The following is a 24,165-nucleotide window of genomic DNA, read 5'->3' on the forward strand; positions in this document are numbered from 1 at the left end:
ATATAACATCACATAATTAACTAACAATTATTTGGGATTCCAGGTGAAATCCTGTTAACTTTTGAGAAACAAGGGTGTAATGGTGCATACCTTCGACTGCGCTCAGTAACCAAGGGTGTAGGGGAAGAAAAAGTTTTTCTTTCATTTATTATGGGCGTGTGATCGCGTCTTTTGGGTGCTTATATTTTGCACCAGCTAGTTTATGGCAATGCTAAAAAGTTGCTCAAAACCTGATTTGTACGTTGTGTACATTGCCCACACACACTACGGTTATTGATAATGGTGGAAGATATCAGTTAATACTAAAAAAATATGAATGAATTTTACTCCTATCTTCTACCTTAACACGATATTCAAAAACTTTACAGAATATCTTAACTAAAGTATGAGTAAATATATGTATTGGATAATAGTTTTCCAGTACAACTTAATTTAATTAATTATTTTTTAGTTTTTGTCACAACCATCGCACTACTTAACTCGCCAGATTTTGATACTTCTATCACTAGAACCACTGACTAAAGTTTGTGAATCTGGACTAAAAACTACAGAATAAACAGTAGTAGTGTGACCTGTTAGTGTGCGAATTAAACTACCATTATTTAAATTCCAAAGTTTAATTGTGGTATCACCACTACCACTCGCTAAAGTCTTACCATCTGGACTAATAGATACAGAAAATACTTCGGCATTATGACCTGTTAATGTCCGAATTAATGAACCAGTTGTCAAATTCCAAATCTTAATTGTTTTATCATTACTACTACTTACTAAAGTCTGATCATCTGGAGTAATAGCCAGAGCAATAACCGCATCATCATGAGCTTTAATTGTCCGAATTAATTCACCTGTTGCTAAATTCCAGATTTTAATTGTTTTATCATTACTACCACTGACTAATGTTTTACCATCGTGACTAATTGCTAATGACATTACGGAGCTTAAATGGCTAGTGAGTGTTTTAATTAATTCACCAGTTTTGAGATGCCAAATTTTGATGGTTTTATCACCACTACCACTGACTAAAGTTTGCCCTTCTGGGGTAATAGTAATTGACCATACTGCACCTTTATGTTCATTTAAAGTATGAATTAATGCACCACTTTCTAAGTTCCAAATTCTGATGCTTTGGTCATTACTACTACTAACTAAAGTTTGGTTGTCTGGGCTAATCGCCACAGCAATTACTCCACTATCATGACCAGATATTGTCCGAATTAAACTGCTATCAGCTAAGTTCCAAATTTTGATGGTCTTGTCACTACTACCACTGACTAAAGTTTTGCCATTTTGAGTGATAGCTAGGGTCTTAACATAGTGAGCATGATCTGCTAGGGTGTTGGCTAGTTGCAGATGTTCTAATTGATTGTGATGTAAAAATGAAAGTTTAGGCAATTGATATAACCCATAACTTAATACTCCTCCGAGAAGTAGTAGTGTCCCAGCAGTTATTACTCTCGGAAATTTACGAGAAACGTGGATGGGCTTGAGTGTTGTTGTCTGTTCTAGTTGTTGCAGTTGTTGCAAAAGTATTTCAGGAGTTTGTGGTCTATCTGCGGCTTTCCTTGCCATCAAATTATCTAAGGAATCGGCAAATTTTGGGGAGACATTTGCTGCCGATCGCCAGTTTAAAACATCATCACGGGCATTGTAAAATCGGAGAGGATATTGTGCTGTGAGTAAATAAACAAAAGTGCGTCCTAGGGAGAAAAAATCTGATTGCGGTACGGCTTGACCACAGGCTTGTTCTGTTGCGGTATACCCGGCTGAAAATACGGCTGTAATTTGGTTCCCTGTTCCTAATTTAGCTAAATAAGTATGAGTGGCATCTCTCGCGGTACCAAAATCAATTAACACTAACTGCCCATTATTTCGTAACATGATATTAGCAGGTTTAATATCACGATGAAACCATCCTTGACTATGGACTATATTTAAAATTTCTGCTAATTGCTTTAACCAAGCGATCGCCTGTTTTTCAGAAATTGGCTGATGGCTTTGTTGTTGTAGCCATTCTTCTAAATTTACCCCATCAATTTTCTCCATGACTAAACAATGGAGCTTGAATCCATTGCTAGTTTGATACTGAAAATAACCATCAACTTTAGGGATTCCCGGATGATTTAATTGACTCAAGACATTCGCTTCTTTCTGAAAAAGTTCCACTGCTTTGGGGTGGTTGTTGAGTTGTTCTTTCAGGACTTTGAGAATTTTAGGCGTATTCCTGGTGTAGACTTCATAGATTTTGCCAAAGCTAGTTTTATCACTTAAAAGACGCATGACCCGATAGCGGTCTTCTAGAAGTAGTTGGGAACCACAACTTTGACAAAAGCGGTGATTATCATTCTCCGGGTTTTCTGGATTAGGACAGAAGGGGTTGATGCACAGGCTCATATCAAGCTACAGGCAGAATGTATCCGTAGTATACGTTGTGTTGAGTGAAGAGTTCTTCTCTTTATCTACTTATCACCCCAACTCGGTGTTTCTACGCTATAAGAATAATAATGGGGACTAAGAAAGTACGAAACACTCTGCGACAATCACTGTCCGTATTCCGTTACAGCGGACGGGCGATAAATTTAGTGTGGACTACCAGCCGTGGTTTGACGATGACTTTGGCGACGTTAACTTTAGTGGCGGGGCTTTTACCAGCGGCGATCGCCTACATTGGTAAACTGATTGTGGATGCTGTGTTATTGGCAGCGCAAGGTGATGTAGTCACTGGTTATCACCCTTTATGGTATGTTGGCGTAGAAGCGATCGCAGTTATTTTGTTAGCCGGGAGTCAGCGCGGTTTGCTTGTTTGTCAATCTTTACTACGCGTCTTACTTGGTCAACGGGTAAATGTTCTCATCTTAGAAAAAGCCCTGACTTTAGAACTGCATCAGTTTGAAGACTCAGAATTTTACGACAAATTAACCAATGCTAGGCGCGAAGCCTCAGTCCGTCCCCTTTCTTTGGTTAACCGCACATTTGGCTTAGTGCAGAACGCCTTGTCTCTTATTACCTACGGCGTGTTGTTAGTGAAATTTTCTGTTGGGGCGGTGATAGTTTTAATCGTAGCAGCTATGCCTGCGTTCATTGCCGAAACTAGATTTGCAGGTGAAGCCTTTCGCTTATTTAGCTGGCGTGCGCCAGAGACTCGCCAACAGCACTACATCGAAAATCTCTTAGCGCGGGAAGACTTTGCGACAGAAATCAAACTCTACCAGCTAGGAGAAATGCTGTTAGGGCGTTACCGCGAGGTTTTTCATCAACTCTATGGCGAAGACCGAGATTTAACTTTGCGGCGGGGACTTTGGGGATATCTTTTAAGTTTAGTCAGTACCATTGCTTTTTATATTGCCTACGCTTGGATTGTCATAGAAGCAGTGGCAGGTAAAATTTCTTTAGGCGATATGACAATGTATCTCACAGTATTTCGTCAAGGACAAGCGACTTTTTCTAACGCCCTGACTTCCATTGGTGGGATGTACGAAGATAACTTATATTTATCTAACCTCTACGACTTCTTAGAAGAAAAAGTCACTACACCTTGGGGTTATGCTAATCAAGGTCTATCTCCCCAAGATGGGATTCGCTTTGAGAATGTATCCTTTACTTATCCAGGTAGTAATAAACCAGCTTTAAAAAATATCTCCCTACATTTAAAACCTGGAGAAAAACTAGCAATTGTTGGTGAAAATGGTTCTGGTAAAACTACCTTAATTAAACTCTTGACCCGACTTTACACTCCAGATTCCGGGAGGATTTTATTAGATGGGTTGGACTTACAAGAATGGGATGTTGATATATTGCGGCGACGCATTGGCGTAATTTTCCAAAACTTTGTGCGTTATCAATTCACCGTTGGTGAAAATATTGGTGTTGGTGATGTTAAAAATCTTGAAGATAAACATCGCTGGCAAGTTGCAGCCCAAAAAGGATTAGCCCAGTCTTTTATTGAAAAATTGCCCCAAAGTTTTCAAACCCAACTGGGGCGTTGGTTCAAAGGTGGACAGGAACTATCGGGTGGACAGTGGCAAAAAATTGCTCTTGCGCGTGCCTTTATGCGTACGCAAGCAGATATTTTAGTGTTAGATGAGCCTACATCTGCTATTGATGCTCAAGCTGAATTTGAAATTTTTAATCATTTTCGTACCTTGACGCAAAATCAAATGGTATTTTTGATTTCTCACCGCTTTTCTACTGTCAGAATGGCTGACAACATTGTGGTAATTGATAATGGGGAAATCAAGGAACAAGGAACTCATGAAGAGTTGCTAGAAATTAGGGGAATTTATGCCAAGTTATTCTTATTGCAAGCAGCAGGTTATCAGTAGATTGATAACCGTCTAGACAATTGTTAATTGATTGATAACGATAAATATTTACGTCTAAACTACTTATAAAAATATGTAGATTTGATAAAGTAAATACAAAGAGATCCAAAAATATATATCGTATATTTACTTATTTGTGCTTAAATCACAATAATGAAGTGCTGTTTTCCATGCAGCAACAGCAGGGTTAATACTGAATTGTATAGAGTTCAGTACGCATCTTTAAATTATGAGTTTTTCAAGTTTTATCTTTGCAATTGATTGCAAAGATTAGTTAAATAAAGAGATGAGTTTTTCCATGATTAACAATGCTTTGAAGAAAGTTGTCGGAGTAGCAACATTAATGACTCTTGCAGCTACTATGATGCCAGATGCTGCACAAGCGCAAAGAGCGCGTTATTCTGGTGCTTCCATGAACGGCCCAGTCGTTACTTTTGATGTAAACACTACTGTTACTGAATCCTTACCAGGTTTAGGTAATGACAATTTAGGATATTTTCCAGGAGCAATTCAAAATTTTAATATTACACTGGATAATTTCTCTATAAATAATTCAGCTATTTGTGGTCAAGATCCTTGTCCATTAGGCAATTTAACTGTTCGCCGATTAACGACTGAAGCTGATGGGAATACTATCAGTGATCTGAATATTGATGGTGGATCTGACGTTACTGTAGGTTTCTTACAGGATTTCTTCGATCAATCTGAAATCAATTTTTCGGGTAATGTATTGAGGTATGATGTTAGCTTCTTAGCAGGAACAGCTAGTAATCAGCCTGATGTAGTTTGGTTTATTCAGTCTGACGATTCTAGGCTGATTAATAATTTAACCGGGTTCGATGGAATTAATAGAATTTTCGGTATATTTCCTAGTCAGGCTAGTGGTGGTGGAACATTTGCTATTAACCAGCAAAACAATAGTCAACCAGTTCCCGAACCATCTACTGTTGCAGCTAGTTTACTGAGTGTAGGCGCTTTGGGGATGCGATCGCTACTGCAACACCGCAAGCACCTGAAGAAGCAGTCATAACTTTTAACTATTCATCAATAACCAGATCCTCGACTTTTTGAAGAAGTCGGGGATCTGAGTCTCTCAATTTTTATGTAATTAAGGTGCGATCGCCGTGGTAAAGGTAAACTATCTGATGCGATTCTGGAGATGGAATTGTACGGCAATATTGTGGTTGTTAGCTTGTCACCCAGCCGTTGCAGACATCATTCCAGATACAACCCTCCCTGTAAATACCACTGTCAGCAACTCTAGTAATATCAGAATCATTGAGGGCGGTACGCTGAGAGATACAAACCTATTTCACAGCTTTCAAGAATTTTCCTTTTCTGTCAATACCGCTGCAATGACAGGCGATACTGCCTTTTTCAACAATAACTCGGCAGTCAGAAACATCTTTGCACGGATAACAGGTGGCTCAATTTCTAATATAGATGGCATCATTAGAGCCAACGGCACGGCTAATCTATTTTTAATTAATCCTAGTGGAATTGTTTTTGGCCCCAATGCCAGCTTAAATGTTGGCGGTTCCTTTATTGCCAGTACTGCCAATAGTATTAAGTTTGCTGATGGTAAAGAATTTAGTGCGACAAACCATACTCCTGACCCATTATTAACAGTCAGCATTCCTATAGGTTTAAACTTTAGTTCTACTGTCGGTAGGATTGTTAATCAGTCCCAAGCCAGCCCGAATGGAGAAATGACTGATGCTGATCCTCCTAACCCTATTGGTTTAAAAGCTCCTATTGGTAAAACCTTGGCATTGATAGGAGGTGATGTAGCAATAGAAGGAGGAAATCTGACAACGACAGCAGGCAGAATTGAACTAGGTAGCGTTGGTACAGGTTTAGTCAAATTAACAGAAATTGAGAAAGGTTACACCTTTAACTATTCAGGTGTACAAGATTTTCGAGATATTCAAGTTTCTCAATTTGCAATTATTTATGGTAGTGGTAATGATGGTAGCGACATTCATTTCCAAGGGAGAAATGTCAACTTGACCGATAGTTCTTTAGTATTTATTAATAGTTTTGAGCGAGGCAGACAAGATAATTTGTCAATCAATGCTAGAAATTTAAATATTGATGGTGGTGCATTTCTGGCAACTTTTGCTTTCGGTGAAGGGAATGCTGGAAATATACAGGTGAAAGCTTCAGATTTTGTAGAATTGGCAGGTTCAACCCCAGACGGTTTTTTTCCTAGTAGTATAGTGTCTCAAGTTCTAGAGTCAGCTACAGGTAACGCTGGCAGCATCACAATTGAAGCTCAAAAACTACTCATTAGAGATGGCGCAACTGTAGATTCTTCCACTTTTGGGTTGGGTCAAGCAGGAAATATCAGTATCAAAGCTGCAAATTCTGTGGAATTGCGTGGCAGAAATCTCATTGATAGTCAGCAGCCTAGTGGAATTTTTGCTCAAGTTGCTCAAGAATCCATAGCACAATCAACTAATGCCGGAAACTTAAAGATTGAAACACAAAAGTTGATTGTTACGGGTGGCGCACAGATAGCCACCTCTGTTCGCAATAATGGTAAAGGCGGTAATATCACGATTCAAGCTTCAGATACAATTCTTGTGAGTGGAACGTCTTTGCAAGCTACTGCTTCGTTCTCCGATAGTAATCGGAGTGGAATTTTTATCGGTGCTGAGGCTGGTGCTACAGGCGATGTCGGCAACTTGAATATTACAACTGGACTGCTGACTGTGGAAAATGGAGCTAGAATTTCTGCTGCTAATTTTGGTTCTAGTCAAGTAGGCGGTAATGCAACTTTCAATCTCAGACAGTTGGTAGTGCAGAATGGCGGAGAAATTCGCTCTGCTTCTTTTGGGGAAGGGGCGGGTGGAACCTTGAATATCAACGCTACTGATTCTATAGAGGTTGTGGGTGTTGGTAATATAGGTGGTGGGAGTGTCATCAGTAGTCTGTTTACCGAAGCTCAAGCTGCGGGGAAAGCTGGTAATTTAATTATTAATAGCGATCGCTTGTCGGTACGAGATGGCGCAGAATTATCAGTAAGTAGTGACGGCTCTGGACAAGCTGGCAATTTAGATATCAAGGCGCGGTTTGTCCAATTAGATAATCAAGCCAAGTTAATTGCTGAAACAGCCTCTGGTGATGGTGGTAATATCACACTCACATTAAATGAGGTACTCCTACTGCGCCGTAACAGTTTAATCTCCACCACAGCAGGAACTCTACCTGCTGGTGGTAACGGCGGCATCATTAATATCAAAGCTCCATTTATTGTGGCTATCCCCTCAGAAGATAGCAACATCAAAGCTAATGCTTTTACAGGTAATGGCGGTCAAGTTAATATCACAGCAAGAGGTATTTTTGGTATTCAACCCCAACTATTTGAAACTCCTGAAAGTGATATTACTGCCAGTTCGACTTTTGGTATAAATGGATTTATTAACATCAACAACCCCGATGTTGACCCAACTCAAGGTTTAACTACTTTACCTCAAACTTTAGTAGATGTTTCCCAACTAATCGCTCAAGGTTGTGGCACACAAGCAGAACAAGTAGCCAACCAATTCACCGTAGCTGGGCGTGGTGGCTTACCTCCGAGTCCCAATGACCAACTCGATAGTGATGAAGTATGGTCAGATACACGCCGCACTGTAGCCGCAAAGCCACAATATCAATCAAAAATTCCTGCTGTGCAAGTATCCAAACCACTTAATAGTCTTTTTCTAGTTCCTGCATCTGGTTGGGTCTTTAACAACAAAGGCGAAGTTACACTCGTTGCTCAGGTAGCTAATTCTGTGCGTGAAAATTTAGGCGTTACCTCTACGGTTTGCCATAGTCGCTAAATAGTGATTAATTGATCAAAATCAATGAAGAAATTCAACTTGCATTAATGAGTGAAGAATCAAAAATTATAAAAAAAATGATTTGGCAAACCTATTTGCATTATCTAATTACAATGTAGAAATCTTAATTTGATTTCTCAACTAGTGGTGACGGGAGGGCATAGGAATACATTTGCTTGGGAGGCGGTGAACTTGGTTATCAAAAGATTAAATCAAGTTAATGGTTAGTTATCATTTTTTACATTCACTGGTAACATCAAGTGATTTGATGATAAATAGTCAACATAATTTCCTCTAGAATTTCAAGCGATCGCCCAAATAAATATTCAAGCGATCGCTCTTCATTCTTATCAAGCAACTTGTATAAGAATAGTTAACTTTCTGAAGTAATTTAACAGTAAATTGCAATTTTATATATAAAATTAATCTTAAATTTTCATAAATTTATCTATTTAGACATATATCTAATAGGACTTACGCATTGACAAAAAATGTCTCAAACTTTGGACTAAAGAACAAACACAATATCTTCCAGGTAGTCTTTACTGAATATTTTGCACTACACATAAAAAAGCCCCCCGGTAGTTAGCCGAGGGATTCTGCAAGTCGGTAATTGTCGCACAAAGACATTCGCGGATATCACCATACCAACTTAGACTTGAGCAAATCTGCCAAAATGCCAAATTGGTAATTAATTGTGTTAAAAGTTAAAACTTTTGTTCCAGAGCATCAATTTGGTATAAAATCTGTAGGGATTTATCTGTTTGTCCCAATTTTCTATATTCGTCAGATATCTCCCGCCATAAAGAAACTTTTTCGTAGTCCTCTACATTCTCTTGAGTTAGTTCTAGGGCTTGTGCCAAAATTGGTAGAGCTTCAAGTTTTTGCCCGTTTTTTCGATATCGAGTCGCAATTTTGACTAATACTTCGGCTTTTTTTGGTTTAGTGGTAATTGTTTCGGCTATTTTAAAAGCTTGGGAAAACTTCTTGTTTTCCGCTAGATTAACGGCAATATCATATAATGCAGAATTACGATAATATTCATTAGATATGCTATTAACTATTTCTATAGCTTGAGGAATTTTTTGATCTGCTAAAAGTTTGCTAGAGATTTCACTAAAAGTAGAATCGCGTGAAGTTTCTTCTTGGATTGTGCTGGCTATTTGTAGAGCTTCAGATACTTTCCCTGTTTCTGCTAATTTGATGGATATGCCTTTTAAAATAGAGCATTTTTGGGAATTATCACGACCCATTCTCGCTATTTCTAAGGATTCGGGGATTCGCCCTAACCCTGTTAACTGAATCGCTATATCACTCACCACCGAAGCCCGTTCATCGGTTTCTTCAACGTTGGCAACAACTTGTAAAGCGTCTTTGAGCTTACCAGACAAAGCCAGATTTCTGGCTAGATTACCGAAAATTTCAGCTTTATAGGAGGCATCAGTAATTTTTTGGACAAACTTCACAGCCTCGGAAATCTTGCCAGTCGCAGCCAAACTATCAGCTATGCTATTTAAAATATAGAATCTTTCTGAGTCATCGGGGATGTTTTGGGCAATTTTCAGCACTTCGTCAAGTTTTCCATTGCCAGATAATTCCAGAGCTTGGTAAAGTAAAGCTGAATTCTTCTGTTCTGGGGAAGACTGAAGACGGGGTGATCTGGGGAAATAAACCCGAAACGGACTTGATAAAGAATCTTCTTTTTGGCAAATACCAGATGAATTGATAGGTGCGGACAAAACAGGACGAGTTTGTACTAGGATAATGAAGCTAAGAAGCCCTATTAAATATTTTTGGTGATGCATAGCTATAAACGGCAAAATATCACAATCAATCTTGTGTTTAAGGTTTTATCTTGGCAGCGGATTTAAGATCAAGAAAAAGACATATTTTGTAGCAGCTTACGGGCATGAAACGGATCGTCTTAATTGCTGGGTTTGAATCGTTCAACGCTGACTTATACAGAAAAGCGGCAACTGTAGCTGAATCTCGCTGTCCTGATTTAGACATTCGCGTGTTTAGCGATCGCGATATTATCAGTAAGCGTGCGGAAGTAGAAACAGCACTAGATGGCGCTGAGGTATTTTTTGGCAGCTTATTATTTGATTATGACCAAGTTGTGTGGTTGCGCGATCGCCTTACTCAAGTTCCCATCCGGCTTGTCTTTGAGTCAGCTTTGGAATTGATGAGTTTAACCAAACTGGGAGACTTTGCCATTGGTGACAAGCCCAAAGGAATGCCCAAACCAGTTAAATTTATCCTTGACAAATTCAGCAACGGACGGGAAGAAGACAAACTCGCAGGTTACATCAGCTTCTTAAAAATCGGCCCTAAACTCTTAAAATTCGTCCCAGTACAGAAAGTTCAAGACTTACGCAACTGGTTAATTATCTATGGTTACTGGAATGCAGGCGGCCCCGAAAACGTTGCATCATTATTCTGGACACTAGCAGAAAAATACCTCGGCTTAAAAATTGGCGACATTCCCCCACCAGTAGAAACCCCCAATATGGGATTACTGCATCCCGACTATCAAGGCTTTTTTGAATCGCCAAAAGCATACTTAGAGTGGTATCAAAACAGAGGCAGGAGGCAGGAGGCAGTAGGCAGTAGGACTGCTTCTCCAGTTGTTGGAATACTGCTTTACCGTAAACACGTCATCACCAAACAACCATACATTCCCCAACTAATTCGCCGCTTTGAAGAAGCTGGTTTAATTCCCTTACCCATCTTCATCAACGGCGTAGAAGGCCATGTAGCTGTACGCGATTGGATGACGACTGACTACGAACAGCAACAACGGCAACTTAATAATATTGAAACTCCCTCACTTTCCCAAGATGCAGTTAAAGTTGATGCCATAGTTTCCACCATTGGCTTTCCTTTAGTGGGTGGCCCGGCTGGTTCAATGGAAGCAGGACGGCAAGTAGAAGTAGCAAAGCGCATCCTAACTGCTAAAAATGTGCCTTACATTGTCGCCGCACCATTATTAATTCAAGATATACATTCTTGGACACGCCAAGGTGTCGGCGGCTTACAAAGTGTAGTTTTATATGCTTTACCAGAACTCGATGGGGCAATTGATACCGTTCCCCTTGGTGGCTTGGTAGGCGAAAATATTTATCTCGTTCCTGAACGGGTACAGCGATTAATTGGTAGAGTCAAAAGCTGGGTTGCTTTACGACAAACACCAGCATCAGAACGTAAAATTGCCATTATTTTATATGGTTTCCCTCCTGGGTATGGTGCAGCCGGCACAGCTGCATTATTGAATGTGCCTCGTAGTCTGCTCAAATTTCTGCACGCACTCAAAGACCAAGGTTATAACGTTGGCGACATCCCAGAAGATGGGGAAGAATTAATTCGCCAAGTGAAAGAAGCCGACGAGAGAATAGAAACAAATTCCTCCCCACTTCCCAATACTGTAAATGCCCAAAAATTAGAAAAATGGTTAGGATATCTCCGCACATCTCGCGTTGAAAAACAATGGAAATCTTTAACAGGTAGCGGGATTAAAACCTATGGTGATGAACTGCATATTGGTGGTGTGCAGTTAGGGAATGTCTGGATAGGTTTACAACCACCGTTGGGCATTCAAGGCGACCCGATGCGGTTAATGTTTGAACGAGATTTAACTCCCCATCCCCAATACGCCGCTTTTTATAAATGGTTGCAAAATGAATTACAAGCTGATGCTGTGGTTCACTTTGGGATGCACGGCACAGTAGAATGGTTGCCGGGTTCGCCTTTAGGAAATACAGGTTATTCTTGGTCGGATATTTTGTTAGGTGATTTACCCAATCTATATATATATGCGGCGAATAATCCTTCGGAGTCAATGTTGGCGAAGCGTCGCGGTTATGGCGTGTTAATTTCACACAATGTACCGCCTTATGGTCGTGCAGGTTTGTATAAGGAATTGGTGGCTTTGCGTGATTTAATTGCAGAGTATCGAGAAGATCCGAAAAAGAATTATGTGCTGAAGGAAGGGATTTGTAAAAAGATTGTTGATACGGGTTTAGATGTTGATTGTCCGTTTGAGGATGCGAAAAAATTAGGCATTCCTTTTACGCCAGAAAATATCAGAATGTTTAGTGGTCATGCTTTTGATGATTATCTGGTGAAGTTGTACGAATATTTGCAGGTTTTGGAGAATCGGCTGTTTTCTTCTGGGTTGCATACGTTGGGTGAAGCACCAAATGAGGAGGAGATGGCGGCGTATTTGGAGGCTTATTTTGGTAGCGAATCACAAAAACAGGGAGAGAAGGAAATTAGAGATTTATTAATGCAAACCACAGATGAATTAACAAATCTATTACGTGGGTTGAATGGGGAGTATATTCCGCCTGCGCCTGGTGGTGATTTGTTGCGAGATGGTGCTGGGGTTTTGCCGACGGGAAGGAATATTCATGCGTTAGATCCTTATAGAATGCCTTCACCTGCGGCGTATGAAAGGGGTAGAGAAATTGCACAGAAAATTATCGCCCAGCATTTACAAGAACATGGAAAATATCCTGAGACGGTAGCGGTTTTGTTGTGGGGTTTAGATGCGATTAAAACTAAGGGTGAATCTTTGGGAATTCTGCTGGAATTAGTTGGTGCTGCACCAGTGAAGGAAGGGACTGGTCGAATTGTCCGTTATGAATTAAAACCCTTGGCTGAGGTAGGACATCCGCGCATTGATGTGTTGGGTAATTTGTCGGGAATTTTCCGAGATAGTTTTGTGAATCTCATCGAATTATTAGATGATTTGTTTTTACGGGCGGCTGAGGCGGATGAGTCGGAAGACGAGAATTTTATTAAGAAACACGCTTTGGCTTTAAAGGCGCAAGGTGTAGAAAATGCTTCAGCGAGGTTATTTTCTAATCCTGCGGGTGATTTTGGTTCTTTGGTAAATGATAGGGTTGTCGATGGTAATTGGGAATCTGGGGAAGAGTTAGGTAATACTTGGCAAAGTCGCAATGTGTTTAGCTATGGGAGACAGGATAAAGGCCAAGCTAGACCAGAGGTATTGAATCAGTTGTTGAAAACTAGCGATCGCATTGTTCAAGAAATTGATTCGGTAGAATATGGTTTAACCGATATTCAAGAATATTACGCCAACACTGGCGGTTTGAAAAAAGCAGCGGAAAAACAAAGCGGTAAAAAGGTAACTACCAGCTTTGTCGAAAGCTTCTCGAAAGACACCACCCCCCGGAATTTAGAAGATTTGCTGCGGATGGAATATCGCACAAAATTGCTAAATCCTAAATGGGCGCAAGCAATGGCAAATCAAGGTTCTGGCGGTGCATTTGAAATTTCTCAACGCATGACAGCCTTAATTGGTTGGGGTGGTACTGCCGATTTTAAAGATGATTGGGTCTATGACCAAGCCGCTAATACCTATGCTTTAGACCCAGAAATGGCAGAGAAATTACGCCAAGCCAACCCCGAAGCTTTCCGCAATATTGTTAGCAGAATGTTAGAAGCATCTGGGCGTGGTTTTTGGGAAGCTGATCAAGATAAGTTAGATAAATTGCGTCAGTTATATGAATTAACTGACGAACAATTAGAAGGTGTGACAGTTTAGAAAATAGGGGTAAATAATGAAATTTCTGATTACTATTTGGCAAGACGAAGATGGAATATTTATTGCTGAATGTCCATCAATTCCTGGCTGTATAAGTCAAGGCAATACTGAACAAGAAGCTGAAAAAAATATCCAAGAAGCAATCAAGGAGTGTTTAGAGGTAAGGGCTGAAAAAGGAATGCCTTTGACAGTAACAACTCGTGAAGTGGAAGTTTATATTTAAATGGCTGCTGTACCAATATTAAAGCCTTCGGAGGTTATTAAAACATTTGAGAAACTTGGGTGGGAAGTTGCTCGTCAGCGTGGTAGTCACATTATCCTGACAAAAGAAGGACAACCAGCTACACTTTCAGTACCAAATCATGACGAAGTAGCTCGTGGTACTTTACGAAGTTTAATTTCCAAGGCAGGAATAACAGTAGATGAATTTTTAGAAGCCTTGGAAAGTTGAATTTGCATTTTTGACATTAACCTATCCACTCAAAACATGACTGGATAGGTTATCGTGTTGCTAAATCTTTAAACTAGAAATTTTGTGCAATACACCACTCTTCTAGTTCTATATTAGTCATTGCGTTAACGTGTCGAGGAGTGGAAATTCCTTTCTTTATCGCTATTTCTACTGCTCTACGCTTTAGCTGAGGATCTGGTTGTGCATCCACTTGATCTAATTCGTCTAGCTTTAATAGTAGCTCTAGTATTTTTGCATTCTCTCTTGGATTTTCAGATAGCTGGTCTGCTAATTCAAGTCGAGAAATTTTTTCTTTCATTGATTTTCTCTCTTTCTAAAAACGTTACATGGTGAATCATATTTAGCTTTAAAGGGCTGGTACTCCCTATGACATAAAGCTAAGTAATATTGACTATACAAGTAGGTTATAAAGTCGTCAAATGCAAAATAAGGCAATATAACAGCAAAAAATTTGAAAATTGCTGCAAAATTGCCTTTATAGTTAATATTTCACCTTGTAACGCTCTAGAATGTATTGCTAACACATATAGCTTTTTAAGTACCAGTTAAAAAGCCAAGCATTGAGATTTAGAGCAAGAGACCTAGACTATACTTTTATGCTGAAGCTGTAAATACAGCAATACAGTTTCAATCCCTAATAGGGATTATATAGTATATTTCTATTATGCGATAATAGAAATACTTACTGGTGAGTAAATAGTCTAGTTTCAATCCCCATTAGGGATTGAGCAATAAAATATACGATGACTATTTTTAAGGTGTACGTTCTCGCTTACTGTTTATTCATCCGCAATATCCAATAATCCTTAGCTCCTGTGCGATTTAATAGAATTACTAGATGCGTGCGAATTCAACCTTTCCAAAAACTGTTTACCACACTCTTTGCAGAGATAGCGTTGCTTACCGTGACGATGCCCATTTTTAGATAAGCGGGATGAATGACAGTGAGGGCATACCATTACTTTCATTACTTGCTGCGGCAATGTGTATGGTGTTAAATATGCCACCAGCATTGCTTTGAGTTCTGCATACAGAACTTGACGTTTGCTTTCATTTTGTTTCAGCGCATTTAATAGTAAGGCGTTGTAGGTTCGATGGACTGTTTCAGCTAGGAGTTCACTTTTTTCTACAGCTAAGTCTGGATTCCACTGGCGAAAAAAAGCGGCGAATTGTTGAATTAGCTGCTTATCAAAGGTTTCGTCAAATAGCTCAAATAATTCTGGCGCAACAAAATACTGGATATACACAACGCGGGGGATAGGATCTGCAAAATATTTAGCGTAGATATCGACTGTACACTCGATAAACTCTAACAATGATTGATGCTGGTCGGCTGACTGCATAAGTTTGGTATGAATTGCTGTCACCCGTTCCATGTGTATCGCTTCGAGTGCATGAAATATGGCGAGTTTATCGGGAAAAAATTGATACAGAGAACCTATAGCTGTGTCCGCTTTTGCTGCAATTTGATGGGTAGTCGCAGTTTCATACCCTACTTCCGCAAAGACTTCGGCTGCTGCTTGAAGTATTTTTTCAACCCTCTGCTGACTGCGCTTTTGCTTGGGTTGACGGCGCATCAAATCAGGTTTACTTATCGCCATAGTTCTTGACAAACATGAATAATCTGTCGTATTTTTAAATCAAACATGAAAGTTTTGTCACAATTTTACTCTAACGCGGTCGAAATTAGAGCGATCGCATCATACCAAATACCCTAAACAAATCCCTAGGAGGCTCCTATGGTAGTAATTCTCCCTGGCGCACCGTGGTTAATTGCCCATCGTTCTATGCTAGGCATTAACAAGCCTTATAAAGTTGCGCTCAATGGTCGAGATTATGTCCTTTGGCAAAATCAACAAGGTGAAATTTTCGCCCTTGATAACGTTTGTCCGCATCTGCAAGCGCCTCTATCTGACGGCTGGATTTGCCAAGAACGGGGTACAATTACTTGTCCCTTCCACGCATTGGAATTTGATGGACAAGGAAGGCTGCATCAGTCCGGTCAAGTGGGAAGTCAACCTCTGCTAACTTCGCTAGAACTGATTATTAAAGATGACTGTATTTGGACATACGGTGGTCACGTTCCAAAAATTACTGTACCAGACCTGATCTCAAAAGTTAGTGAAGGTATGAGCTTTGTTGGTGTGGCGGGGGAAAAGAGTATTCGCGGGACTTTTTTAGATAACTTGTTAATCAACTACGACTACAACCATCAAAGCGGTACACACCGAGACTTATTTGGTATTAAAGCTAATCGCGTTCCGGTGTTTGAGCATGAAGGATATTGGGCGAAGGTTGTCCAAGAACTAGAACGTGAGGATACTACCTGGAATGATATCCTCCGCAATCCTCTTGTTGTCACTGCACCTAAAACCTACACGGGGAATCTAGAGTATGCTTTCCCTGCACTAACAACTTTTCGCACCTCATTCTTGTTAGGAGAAATTTTGCAGGTGCATATCTTGTATCCAGAAACGGAAACTCAAACTAAAACTTTTGTGTTGGTCTTTACCAAACCCAAACATCCAATTCTCATACCATTATTAAGACGCTCAATGTTAAGTGCAGTGACAACTGTTGTTGAGCAAGATACACGCGCCATTGAAACTTCTTATCCCCGCCAAACACAAAAAATTCGCCTACCAAACGAGGAAATTATGTTTCATGCTCGAAAGCTGTATCATGATTGGCGATAATTTGTCTCAGCAAACCTTTGCGTGAACCTCAGCGAAACTTTGCGTTAAAAAGCTTAACCCTCCAAAATCTGCCGTGCAAACTCAATTGCTGCTTCTGCTGTGGTAATTATACCCTCTGCTTGGGCGATCGCAATCTCTATCAGCAACTCACCGACAACTGGCGACGCGGGAATATTTAATGCTACCATTAGATTTTTACCACTTACTAGCTGAGTGGGATGAGCGACCAGATCATCAGGGTTAAGGTAGCGGCTGATTAATGGTGAGTAAACCAATAACGATTTGTCGCCTGACATCGCCTCTACCAAAGTATCATGGGCTACAGCCAATACGACAGCAGTAGGAAAGACATTACCTGCTTCTTGGAACAAAAGATATTGTTCTCGGATGGATTTGTTGGTAGATTTTAACTGCGGGAACAGTTTTAGAGCAGTTGTAACGGCACGAATTTCGGCACGGCTATAGGTGAGTTGTTGTAACTCGACTTCTGCAACTTCGGGATGAGGATCTACCAGACAAGCAAGTTTGGCGATACCTAACCAAGTAGTTTTGACAGTATCCCGCACATATTGTTGGAGTTCTGCACCAAGTTGCTGTGCAAGTATGACAGATGCGGTGTCAACTGCGGCGAGTTTATCAAAACTTTCGGCTGTAGCATTTTTGAAGAAATAGCCCAGTAAACCATCTTTCCCGGCGTTGGCTAACCAAGGGGTACCTTGGGGACGAGCTAAAAGATAGCCTATTTCTGTGCGGACTCGTTCAGCGGCGACAGTAGTAATGTGTGATGCTAAAGTGCGAATTGTAGCTTGGGTAGTTGGTTCAATAGTAAAATTCAGTTGGGCGGCTTGACGATAGGCTCGCATTAACCGCAAAGGGTCATCTTCGAGGTTGGTTGGTGATACCATGCGTAAGACACCTTGCTGTAAGTCAGCACAACCTTGCAATGGGTCGATGATTTCTTGGGTGTAGGGATTATAGGCGATCGCATTAATTGTAAAATCACGTCTATGCAAGTCAGTCTCTATACTATTGCCTTCTTGTTGAGCAAAGTCAGCCGTAGCTTGGGGAAATACCACACGGGCAATTTTGCGTTCTGCGTCGAGTAAGACAAACCCAGCTTGATAATGTTTAGCGATCGCTCTCGCTACCTTCACCGCATCCGATGGTATCACAAAGTCAAGATCCCAATATTCACGAGTTCTGCCCAAAATAGCATCACGCACTGCACCACCTACCAGATAAGCTGGTTGTGGCAACCATTCCAAGCCAAAAGGCCAATTTTGCGGTGCGAGAATTGTATGGACAGAACTGTGCATTGTAATAAAAATCAACCCAGTAACTAGTGAAGAATAGCTTTGCTTACGTTAGATTAGCAATAAAGCTCCTGGAGTTGGTTATATTATGTGTATTTGCGTGAACTGCCACTACGTAGACCGCTGTGTAACCTATCATGCCGTAGAAGCCCAACACCAACAGCCTCATTTAACCGAGAACCCAACTTTTGACCCGAATGAACCTTCTATCAATGTCAACATCCGCACCAAAGAGGATTTCATTGAAATGGAATGGGACGTTGTTGGTTGTCTTAGCTTTAAGCAAGAAACAGGTAAGTGGTCGAAATTGCGTCCAGGTGAACTAGTACCAACGTGATGCAAATGATAGGTAAATTTCCAGCGACTACTGCTGTCTATTGCAGTAGTCGTATATTTTTGTGATTTTATGCTTGAATAAATATCACACCAACTCTAGATAAATTAATATAATTACTCATTTTGACAACGGAATTAACCACTATCCCTGCTGAAAAATACGCTTTATCACTGCACACTACCACGCCAGAATTAGGCTTGGCTATAAGTAATAATGCTGGCGAAACTCGCACCAAAGTCTGGAATTTAGGGCGTGATTTATCCAGTTATGTGCATCAATATTTAATTGATTTTATCCAACCACAAACTTGGTCAGATTTGGAATTTATCGCCGTTGCGAAAGGGCCAGGCGGCTTTACGGGAACTCGTATCGGTGTAGTCCTCGCCCGTACTTTAGGACAACAATTAAATATTCCTGTGTTTGCGATTTCTACTTTAGCGGCGGTAGCTTGGTCACACAAAAATGCTCATCAAAAAGCAATTGCGGTAGAAATGCCAGCCCAAAGAGGTAAAGTATTTGGTGCTATTTATCAAGTTAATTCAGCCACTTCTGAAATCACAGCTTTATTTCCTGATACATTGCTTACACCAGAAGCTTGGCAAGAAACTTTAGCTAATTGTAATACTGAGTATCAGCTAATTCAAGCACAATCTGAGTTAGCCGCAACTGTAACCAGTATTTTGGAACTTTCTTCTCTAGAATGGCGACAAGGAAAACGTCCTAATTGGTCAGATGCCTTACCTTATTATGGGCAGCATCCAGTGGAGATGTAAAATTTACTAGCATTTCTCCACATGATAGTTATACTGCTGTCATCACAACGCAAAATGCGTACGGTAAAACTAATAGAACTGTAACTAAAAATGTGTTTAATCTTTAAGGTATGTATTTTGAGTCCAACGCTCAATCAACCTAGAATATAGTAGTGAATGTCCACCCTATATATAATTTATAAATTAAACCGAATTACTATATAAAGGGATTAATCAATATTAATTAAGGAGTATCCATGTGCTAAACCGGAAAATATGGCAATTTATAACAATTGGAACAGTTACACTCATTGCTACGGCTAGTAGCTTAAGTTTGACAGGATTTTTGCAGAAAGATTATCTTAACAATCCTTTAAATTTTTCCCAACTGTTAGGTAATAAATCACCAGATAGTCTAAATGGGTCAACATCAGTAACAGCACAGAATATTGCTTTAAATACAAGCAAAGAAGCTATACCGCGAGAATTTCAGGGCAAAACTATTTATGAAGCCAAACTACCAATAACCGATAAAGTTATTGCCCTGACTTTTGATGATGGCCCTGGTCCGAAAAATACAACACAAGTATTGGATATTTTAAAGCAAAATCATATCAAAGCTACATTTTTCCTAGTAGGACAAATGGTTAGCTTTCATCCTCAAATTGTCAAACAAATTGCTGATGAAGGTCATGTCTTAGGCAACCACACATGGCATCATTGGTATCGGCGGATGGATGTAGCGACAGCCGCAAGTGAAATTAATCGTACAGCAGACATCATCTATAAACTTACAGGAGTCAAAACCACATTATTTCGTCCGCCTGGGGGCTTTTTACATAATGGTTTAGTGGATTATGCCAAAAGTCAAAAGTATGCAATTATGATGTGGTCGGATGAATCAGGAGATTCTCAAAGTCGGGGACAGGCTGCAACCCTAATTAAAAATGTCGAAAAAAGTGTCAAACCTGGTGGAATTGTCTTGATGCACGATGGCGGTGGTAATCGTTCTCGAACTGTTAAGGCATTACCGCAAATTATTGCAGATTTAAAGGCTCAAGGATATAAGTTTGTCACGATACCTGAATTACTGGAAATGCAAACCCAAGCCAAAGATGTCGTTACCGCAGAATCATCTATAGTTACCAAAGATGAGCATCCTAATCATCAATTACATCATCAATAATGCTGGATTATCTGCTTTCGACAAATAGCCTGTCAAACACAAAGGAACACAGAGGTATGCAAAGAAACCTCCGCGATACTCTGCGTTAATGTCCAGAATTGGTATTACACATTAGGTGTCAACATTACCAACTGTTGCTTAATCAACTTTCTTAATTCATCCAACCCAAATTCCACATTAGCCAAAATCTCTCCTACTGTCGCCTGTCCATTACAAGCTTGCATAAATTCAAACTCTGCCGTTGACAAGTTGACAATTTGGTAGTCGTAATTAAAAATACATTGACTGGGGAAGCCGTCAATACAAGGATTTAATTCAGGAATAGCTGATAAAAGATTATTATCACTTGACCAGTCGGCTTTGATGATAGGAGGACGACCAAGGAAAAATTCGTAATGGGTAACTTCTGGGTCGAGTAATTCTATTAAACGATATAACTGACGCTCATTGAGATTTTTTGTTCGTTCAATTAACTCTGGTGCTTTTTCTAACAGTCTCTCTAACTGCCAAAAACCAGGATTTGAGAAGCCAATAAATTCTAACCCAGACGCATCAATTAATTCAAATAATGTCTCAACGTTGTAATCAACCTCTTGGGGATGAACGTACATATCTGCGAAGCATTCATCTCGCTGATTTTCCATTGCCCAGCGTTGTTTTTCGTATTTGACAATTCGATTGTTTTCTGGTAAGGAGGAAAATATTTTGCGTCCGACTTGCACACCATCACGGTAGTCACCGCGTTGTTCGCCTTGGAGAAGGGCGATCGCTTTTTGCATGAGTTGAATTTCCCAACGTCCCAACTCGCCGTACACAAAAATGTGCATGAAACCGCCTGGGGCTAATTTCTTAGCTAAAGCTTGAATACCCCGAATCGGGTCAGGTAGGTGATGCAAAACCCCGACGCAATTAATCAAATCAAATTCACCTGCTAACTGTTCCACATCGTAGATACTGAGGTGATGAAACTCAGCGCGGTTTGCGCCAGAACGCTGACAACGTTCTTTAGCTACAGCCAAAGCACCCGCACTCAAATCAATCCCAACTACAGAAGCCTGGGGGTTGAGGTGAACCAAGTATTCTGTACCGACACCAGTACCACAGCCCGCATCTAAAATGCGAATATCTTGCTTTTGCGGTTTTTGACCTGTGCAGAAGTTATAAGCTGCTAACCAATTCCAGCGCCAGTTATAGCCTGGGGGTGGTTCATCTAGCAGGGGTTCTGGGGGAAAGGGATAGGTATTGTAGAGTTTGGCAACAGCAGCACTAACGCTTTGGGAATCTGACATGATTAGCAACATCGCAGCATTTCTGAGTTTATCGAAATGCTGGACATTTGTGGTAAGAGTTTTTTAACGCAGAGGGGCGCGGAGTTGTTATTCCCGTTCTTGGTAGTCTTCAGAGGATTTTGGATCTAGTTCCCAGCGGCGATCATCGCGTTGTTCGAGAATGTCGTTGGTACGGAGGAAAGCGCGATCGTCCATTTCTAAGCCGACTGCTGCTTCGATTTCTTCGGTGACATCTTGTTCAGGGACAGCGACAGTACCACCAACGGCTTCATCACCTACGGTATCTTGCCAATAGGTGTAACTGTCATCAGCTGTCACTTCAGGGCTATCGGGATACTCTGGGCTATTTGGGTCTAGCGATCGCTCACCAATATTGTACCCTGGTAAGTCTTTCACTCCAGTGCCGTAAGATTCGGTAATTTCCTGTGGTAAATCTTCAGAATTAATTTCCTGATGTTGATTTTTTTCTGCCATGATATCTGCCTTTTCTGCTTCCTTACAATAACGTTTTTGTTAGCAAAATTTGTCTCACTTTAGAAGTACAACTTTAGAGATAAAAAAATCTATCCCCTTAGAACGAAGTTAAGGTAGTTTTTACAGCCTAATCTTGTAAGTGTAAATTCAAGGTCAAGCCACTTGTAGTTGAATCTGTTAGTTATGAGTTGGAAGTTTTTCAACCACACAACAAAATCCCTCTATTATTACTTCTTCACTCATAACTTTTTTTGGGTACAAAATCACTATTTATATTTTTATTACTGAAAGTTTTCATACCCAAATAAGTATTTAATTTGCTTTAGTGGAGGTAGAAAGTGGAATATCACGATTTTATTACCCATGTCCAAAGCCTATCTCAATCCAATTCTCTGGAAGAAGCGGAACTTGCTACTCGTGCAACACTAGAAACTATTAAAGAACGGATTGCAGACAGTGACATTCAAGATTTAGCTGCACAACTTCCACAAGAACTAAGTCATTATTTACAAGCACAAACACAAGACAGTAGTCAAACCTTCAATCTGCAAGAGTTTATTCACCGTGTCAGCCAAAAAGAAAATATAGCACCGACTACTACGGCAATTCATGTCCGGGCTGTTTTTGCTGTGTTGCAAAATGCTATTAATCCGGAAAAATTTTCTAGATTTCAAGCCCATTTTAGTCACGATTACGAAGAACTTTTTGCTGCACCACCTACTAGTGAAGTGCCTGCCTAATTTTGCCCTGCTAATTGTAAAAATTCCCAATATTCATCACAATAGGTAAATCCATGTCATATCAAAACAATCATTCTGCCAAGAAAAAAGTCGCAATTTTAATTGAACATGATGTCGAAGATGCGGAGTTTACAATTCCTTGTAATGGGCTGAAACAAGCGGGGATAGATGTAGTTGTCCTCGGTGCGCGGATGAACGAAAAATACAAAGGTAAACGCGGTAGAGTTTCCGTTCAGCCTGATGGTACCACGACAGAAGCGATCGCCAGCGAATTTGATGCAGTTATCATTCCTGGTGGTATGGCTCCTGACAAAATGCGCCGCAACCCCAACACAGTGAGCTTTGTCCAAGAAGCCATGCAACAAGGAAAACTTGTAGCAGCGGTTTGTCATGGGCCACAATTATTAATTGAAGGCGATTTGCTCAGAGACAGACGCGCCACTGGTTTTGTTGCTATCCGCCGAGATATGCTCAATGCAGGGGCAAATTATCAAGATGAATCACTGGTTGTTGATGGTAATTTAATTACTTCCCGCGAACCTGGAGACTTGGCAATTTTCACCACAGCTATTCTCAGTCGCTTGGGTTACGGCGGTAAAGATGTAGCGCTTCCCGATGAAACAGATACTAACGCCGAATGGTGGAAAATTGCTGATGCTTGGGGTGGTTCTACTAAAGGTGAAATTGCCAAAGGTTTGAATACTGCTTTAAGTGGTGAGCGTTATTCCTTAGAAGCTTTAGAAAAGTATTACGAAAAAGAGTCTGATACTCAAGCTAAAGCACTCTTTCAAGAGCTAATCGCTCATAAACAGCGTCACATTGAAATATTAGAAACCTACCTGAATAAATTAGGTGAAAAGCCTTCTATAGCCGCCAATATTGCTAATCAATACGCCAAAGTAAAAGCGGCTCTATCTGGTAGTGATGATATCTATCAAATTCGTTGTGCTTTGGGTGATTTGCAAACAGGTATTGGTGACATTGGTAATTTGTCGGCGATGTTTACTGACCCAGTAGCAACTGCTATTTTCAAAAAGATTTACGGCGATTTGTTAAAAGACGAACAACGTTTAGTAGAGCTATATCGGGCGCGGCTAAGTGCGGGAGTGCAATCTCCTAAGCCGACAACTGGTGCAGCTGTTTCTATGTAAAAAGAACCACAGAGGCGCAGATATCGCAGAGAAAGAT

19 protein-coding genes are annotated in these 24,165 nt (G+C 40.4%); 12 read left to right on the top strand and 7 right to left on the bottom strand.

Features of this window, described 5'->3' with window-relative positions; translation table 11 throughout:
• Nucleotides 1-471: 471 nt before the first annotated feature.
• Nucleotides 472-2,394: a serine/threonine-protein kinase gene (locus IQ244_RS05760; RefSeq protein ID WP_193890773.1), complete on the bottom strand. Its 1,923-nt coding sequence runs from the start codon at nt 2,392-2,394 to the stop codon at nt 472-474.
• Nucleotides 2,395-2,504: 110 nt separating this feature from the next.
• Between IQ244_RS05760 and IQ244_RS05765 the strand changes: the two genes are divergently transcribed.
• The 3 genes from IQ244_RS05765 to IQ244_RS05775 all read left to right on the top strand — a co-directional run bounded on the left by IQ244_RS05765 (nt 2,505) and on the right by IQ244_RS05775 (nt 8,149).
• Entirely contained in the window at nt 2,505-4,322 is a 1,818-nt protein-coding gene (locus tag IQ244_RS05765; RefSeq protein ID WP_193890776.1) for an ABC transporter ATP-binding protein, read from the top strand.
• 298 nt (nt 4,323-4,620) lie between these two features.
• Nucleotides 4,621-5,352: a hypothetical protein gene (locus tag IQ244_RS05770; protein WP_193890778.1), complete on the top strand. Its 732-nt coding sequence runs from the start codon at nt 4,621-4,623 to the stop codon at nt 5,350-5,352.
• A gap of 115 nt (nt 5,353-5,467) precedes the next feature.
• On the top strand, nt 5,468-8,149 hold the full coding sequence (locus tag IQ244_RS05775) for a filamentous hemagglutinin N-terminal domain-containing protein (protein WP_193890781.1): 2,682 nt from the start codon (nt 5,468-5,470) through the stop codon (nt 8,147-8,149).
• 707 nt (nt 8,150-8,856) lie between these two features.
• Here IQ244_RS05775 and IQ244_RS05780 read toward each other — a convergent pair.
• Entirely contained in the window at nt 8,857-9,954 is a 1,098-nt protein-coding gene (locus tag IQ244_RS05780) for a tetratricopeptide repeat protein (RefSeq protein ID WP_193890784.1), read from the bottom strand.
• Between the two features lie 104 nt (nt 9,955-10,058).
• On the opposite strand from IQ244_RS05780, the gene bchH reads away from it, so the two are divergent.
• The 3 genes from bchH to IQ244_RS05795 are packed head-to-tail and all read left to right on the top strand — an operon-like array spanning nt 10,059 to nt 14,169.
• The gene (bchH, locus tag IQ244_RS05785; RefSeq protein WP_193890787.1) at nt 10,059-13,718 is read left to right on the top strand and encodes a magnesium chelatase subunit H; all 3,660 of its coding nucleotides are present in this window, start codon (nt 10,059-10,061) and stop codon (nt 13,716-13,718) included.
• A 16-nt stretch (nt 13,719-13,734) separates the two neighbouring features.
• Complete coding sequence (locus IQ244_RS05790; RefSeq protein ID WP_193890790.1) at nt 13,735-13,941, top strand: type II toxin-antitoxin system HicB family antitoxin; 207 nt, start codon at nt 13,735-13,737, stop codon at nt 13,939-13,941.
• Nucleotides 13,942-14,169 carry a type II toxin-antitoxin system HicA family toxin gene (locus IQ244_RS05795; protein WP_193890793.1) on the top strand — a complete coding sequence of 76 codons (228 nt, stop codon included), beginning with the start codon at nt 13,942-13,944 and terminating at the stop codon, nt 14,167-14,169.
• 73 nt (nt 14,170-14,242) lie between these two features.
• Here the strand turns inward: IQ244_RS05795 and IQ244_RS05800 are convergent, their stop codons facing one another.
• Together IQ244_RS05800 and IQ244_RS05805 are read right to left on the bottom strand one after the other, a co-directional pair.
• Nucleotides 14,243-14,488, bottom strand: coding sequence for a hypothetical protein (locus tag IQ244_RS05800; RefSeq protein ID WP_193890795.1), 246 nt, complete (start codon nt 14,486-14,488; stop codon nt 14,243-14,245).
• Nucleotides 14,489-14,996: 508 nt separating this feature from the next.
• A complete protein-coding gene (locus tag IQ244_RS05805) occupies nt 14,997-15,791 on the bottom strand; it encodes a TetR/AcrR family transcriptional regulator (protein WP_416209760.1) in 795 nt (264 codons plus the stop codon).
• Nucleotides 15,792-15,929: 138 nt separating this feature from the next.
• Here IQ244_RS05805 and IQ244_RS05810 point away from each other — a divergent pair, with 138 nt between their 5' ends.
• Nucleotides 15,930-16,886 (top strand): Rieske (2Fe-2S) protein, encoded by a 957-nt coding sequence (locus IQ244_RS05810; RefSeq protein WP_193890812.1) that lies wholly within the window; start codon nt 15,930-15,932, stop codon nt 16,884-16,886.
• A 53-nt stretch (nt 16,887-16,939) separates the two neighbouring features.
• On the opposite strand, the gene IQ244_RS05815 is transcribed toward IQ244_RS05810, so the two are convergent.
• On the bottom strand, nt 16,940-18,202 hold the full coding sequence (locus tag IQ244_RS05815; RefSeq protein ID WP_193890815.1) for a CCA tRNA nucleotidyltransferase: 1,263 nt from the start codon (nt 18,200-18,202) through the stop codon (nt 16,940-16,942).
• 85 nt (nt 18,203-18,287) lie between these two features.
• Between IQ244_RS05815 and IQ244_RS05820 the strand changes: the two genes are divergently transcribed.
• The 3 genes from IQ244_RS05820 to IQ244_RS05830 all read left to right on the top strand — a co-directional run bounded on the left by IQ244_RS05820 (nt 18,288) and on the right by IQ244_RS05830 (nt 20,474).
• The gene (locus IQ244_RS05820; protein WP_193890818.1) at nt 18,288-18,536 is read left to right on the top strand and encodes a Ycf34 family protein; all 249 of its coding nucleotides are present in this window, start codon (nt 18,288-18,290) and stop codon (nt 18,534-18,536) included.
• A gap of 122 nt (nt 18,537-18,658) precedes the next feature.
• A complete protein-coding gene (gene tsaB / locus IQ244_RS05825) occupies nt 18,659-19,309 on the top strand; it encodes a tRNA (adenosine(37)-N6)-threonylcarbamoyltransferase complex dimerization subunit type 1 TsaB (protein WP_193890821.1) in 651 nt (216 codons plus the stop codon).
• Between the two features lie 238 nt (nt 19,310-19,547).
• A complete protein-coding gene (locus IQ244_RS05830) occupies nt 19,548-20,474 on the top strand; it encodes a polysaccharide deacetylase family protein (RefSeq protein ID WP_322746027.1) in 927 nt (308 codons plus the stop codon).
• A 104-nt stretch (nt 20,475-20,578) separates the two neighbouring features.
• Here the strand turns inward: IQ244_RS05830 and IQ244_RS05835 are convergent, their stop codons facing one another.
• Nucleotides 20,579-21,763 carry a class I SAM-dependent methyltransferase gene (locus tag IQ244_RS05835; protein WP_193890824.1) on the bottom strand — a complete coding sequence of 395 codons (1,185 nt, stop codon included), beginning with the start codon at nt 21,761-21,763 and terminating at the stop codon, nt 20,579-20,581.
• Between the two features lie 87 nt (nt 21,764-21,850).
• Nucleotides 21,851-22,237 carry a DUF6335 family protein gene (locus IQ244_RS05840; protein WP_193890827.1) on the bottom strand — a complete coding sequence of 129 codons (387 nt, stop codon included), beginning with the start codon at nt 22,235-22,237 and terminating at the stop codon, nt 21,851-21,853.
• Nucleotides 22,238-22,575: 338 nt separating this feature from the next.
• Here IQ244_RS05840 and IQ244_RS05845 point away from each other — a divergent pair, with 338 nt between their 5' ends.
• Both IQ244_RS05845 and IQ244_RS05850 read left to right on the top strand, forming a co-directional pair.
• Nucleotides 22,576-22,977, top strand: a complete 402-nt coding sequence (locus tag IQ244_RS05845; RefSeq protein ID WP_193890830.1) for a DUF2267 domain-containing protein — start codon at nt 22,576-22,578, stop codon at nt 22,975-22,977.
• A 53-nt stretch (nt 22,978-23,030) separates the two neighbouring features.
• Nucleotides 23,031-24,128: a DJ-1/PfpI/YhbO family deglycase/protease gene (locus IQ244_RS05850; protein ID WP_193890833.1), complete on the top strand. Its 1,098-nt coding sequence runs from the start codon at nt 23,031-23,033 to the stop codon at nt 24,126-24,128.
• Nucleotides 24,129-24,165: the final 37 nt, after the last annotated feature.

It is taken from the genome of Nostoc sp. LEGE 06077 (genome assembly GCF_015207705.1).
GTDB lineage: Bacteria > Cyanobacteriota > Cyanobacteriia > Cyanobacteriales > Nostocaceae > Nostoc_B.

Coding starts and splice junctions, on each gene's coding strand:
- IQ244_RS05760 (WP_193890773.1), bottom strand. CDS start 2,394: ATGAGCCTGTGCATCAACCCCTTCTGTCCTAATCCAGAAAACCCGGAG.
- IQ244_RS05765 (WP_193890776.1), top strand. CDS start 2,505: ATGGGGACTAAGAAAGTACGAAACACTCTGCGACAATCACTGTCCGTA.
- IQ244_RS05770 (WP_193890778.1), top strand. CDS start 4,621: ATGATTAACAATGCTTTGAAGAAAGTTGTCGGAGTAGCAACATTAATG.
- IQ244_RS05775 (WP_193890781.1), top strand. CDS start 5,468: ATGCGATTCTGGAGATGGAATTGTACGGCAATATTGTGGTTGTTAGCT.
- IQ244_RS05780 (WP_193890784.1), bottom strand. CDS start 9,954: ATGCATCACCAAAAATATTTAATAGGGCTTCTTAGCTTCATTATCCTA.
- bchH (WP_193890787.1), top strand. CDS start 10,059: ATGAAACGGATCGTCTTAATTGCTGGGTTTGAATCGTTCAACGCTGAC.
- IQ244_RS05790 (WP_193890790.1), top strand. CDS start 13,735: ATGAAATTTCTGATTACTATTTGGCAAGACGAAGATGGAATATTTATT.
- IQ244_RS05795 (WP_193890793.1), top strand. CDS start 13,942: ATGGCTGCTGTACCAATATTAAAGCCTTCGGAGGTTATTAAAACATTT.
- IQ244_RS05800 (WP_193890795.1), bottom strand. CDS start 14,488: ATGAAAGAAAAAATTTCTCGACTTGAATTAGCAGACCAGCTATCTGAA.
- IQ244_RS05805 (WP_416209760.1), bottom strand. CDS start 15,791: ATGGCGATAAGTAAACCTGATTTGATGCGCCGTCAACCCAAGCAAAAG.
- IQ244_RS05810 (WP_193890812.1), top strand. CDS start 15,930: ATGGTAGTAATTCTCCCTGGCGCACCGTGGTTAATTGCCCATCGTTCT.
- IQ244_RS05815 (WP_193890815.1), bottom strand. CDS start 18,202: ATGCACAGTTCTGTCCATACAATTCTCGCACCGCAAAATTGGCCTTTT.
- IQ244_RS05820 (WP_193890818.1), top strand. CDS start 18,288: ATGTGTATTTGCGTGAACTGCCACTACGTAGACCGCTGTGTAACCTAT.
- IQ244_RS05835 (WP_193890824.1), bottom strand. CDS start 21,763: ATGTCAGATTCCCAAAGCGTTAGTGCTGCTGTTGCCAAACTCTACAAT.
- IQ244_RS05840 (WP_193890827.1), bottom strand. CDS start 22,237: ATGGCAGAAAAAAATCAACATCAGGAAATTAATTCTGAAGATTTACCA.
- IQ244_RS05850 (WP_193890833.1), top strand. CDS start 23,031: ATGTCATATCAAAACAATCATTCTGCCAAGAAAAAAGTCGCAATTTTA.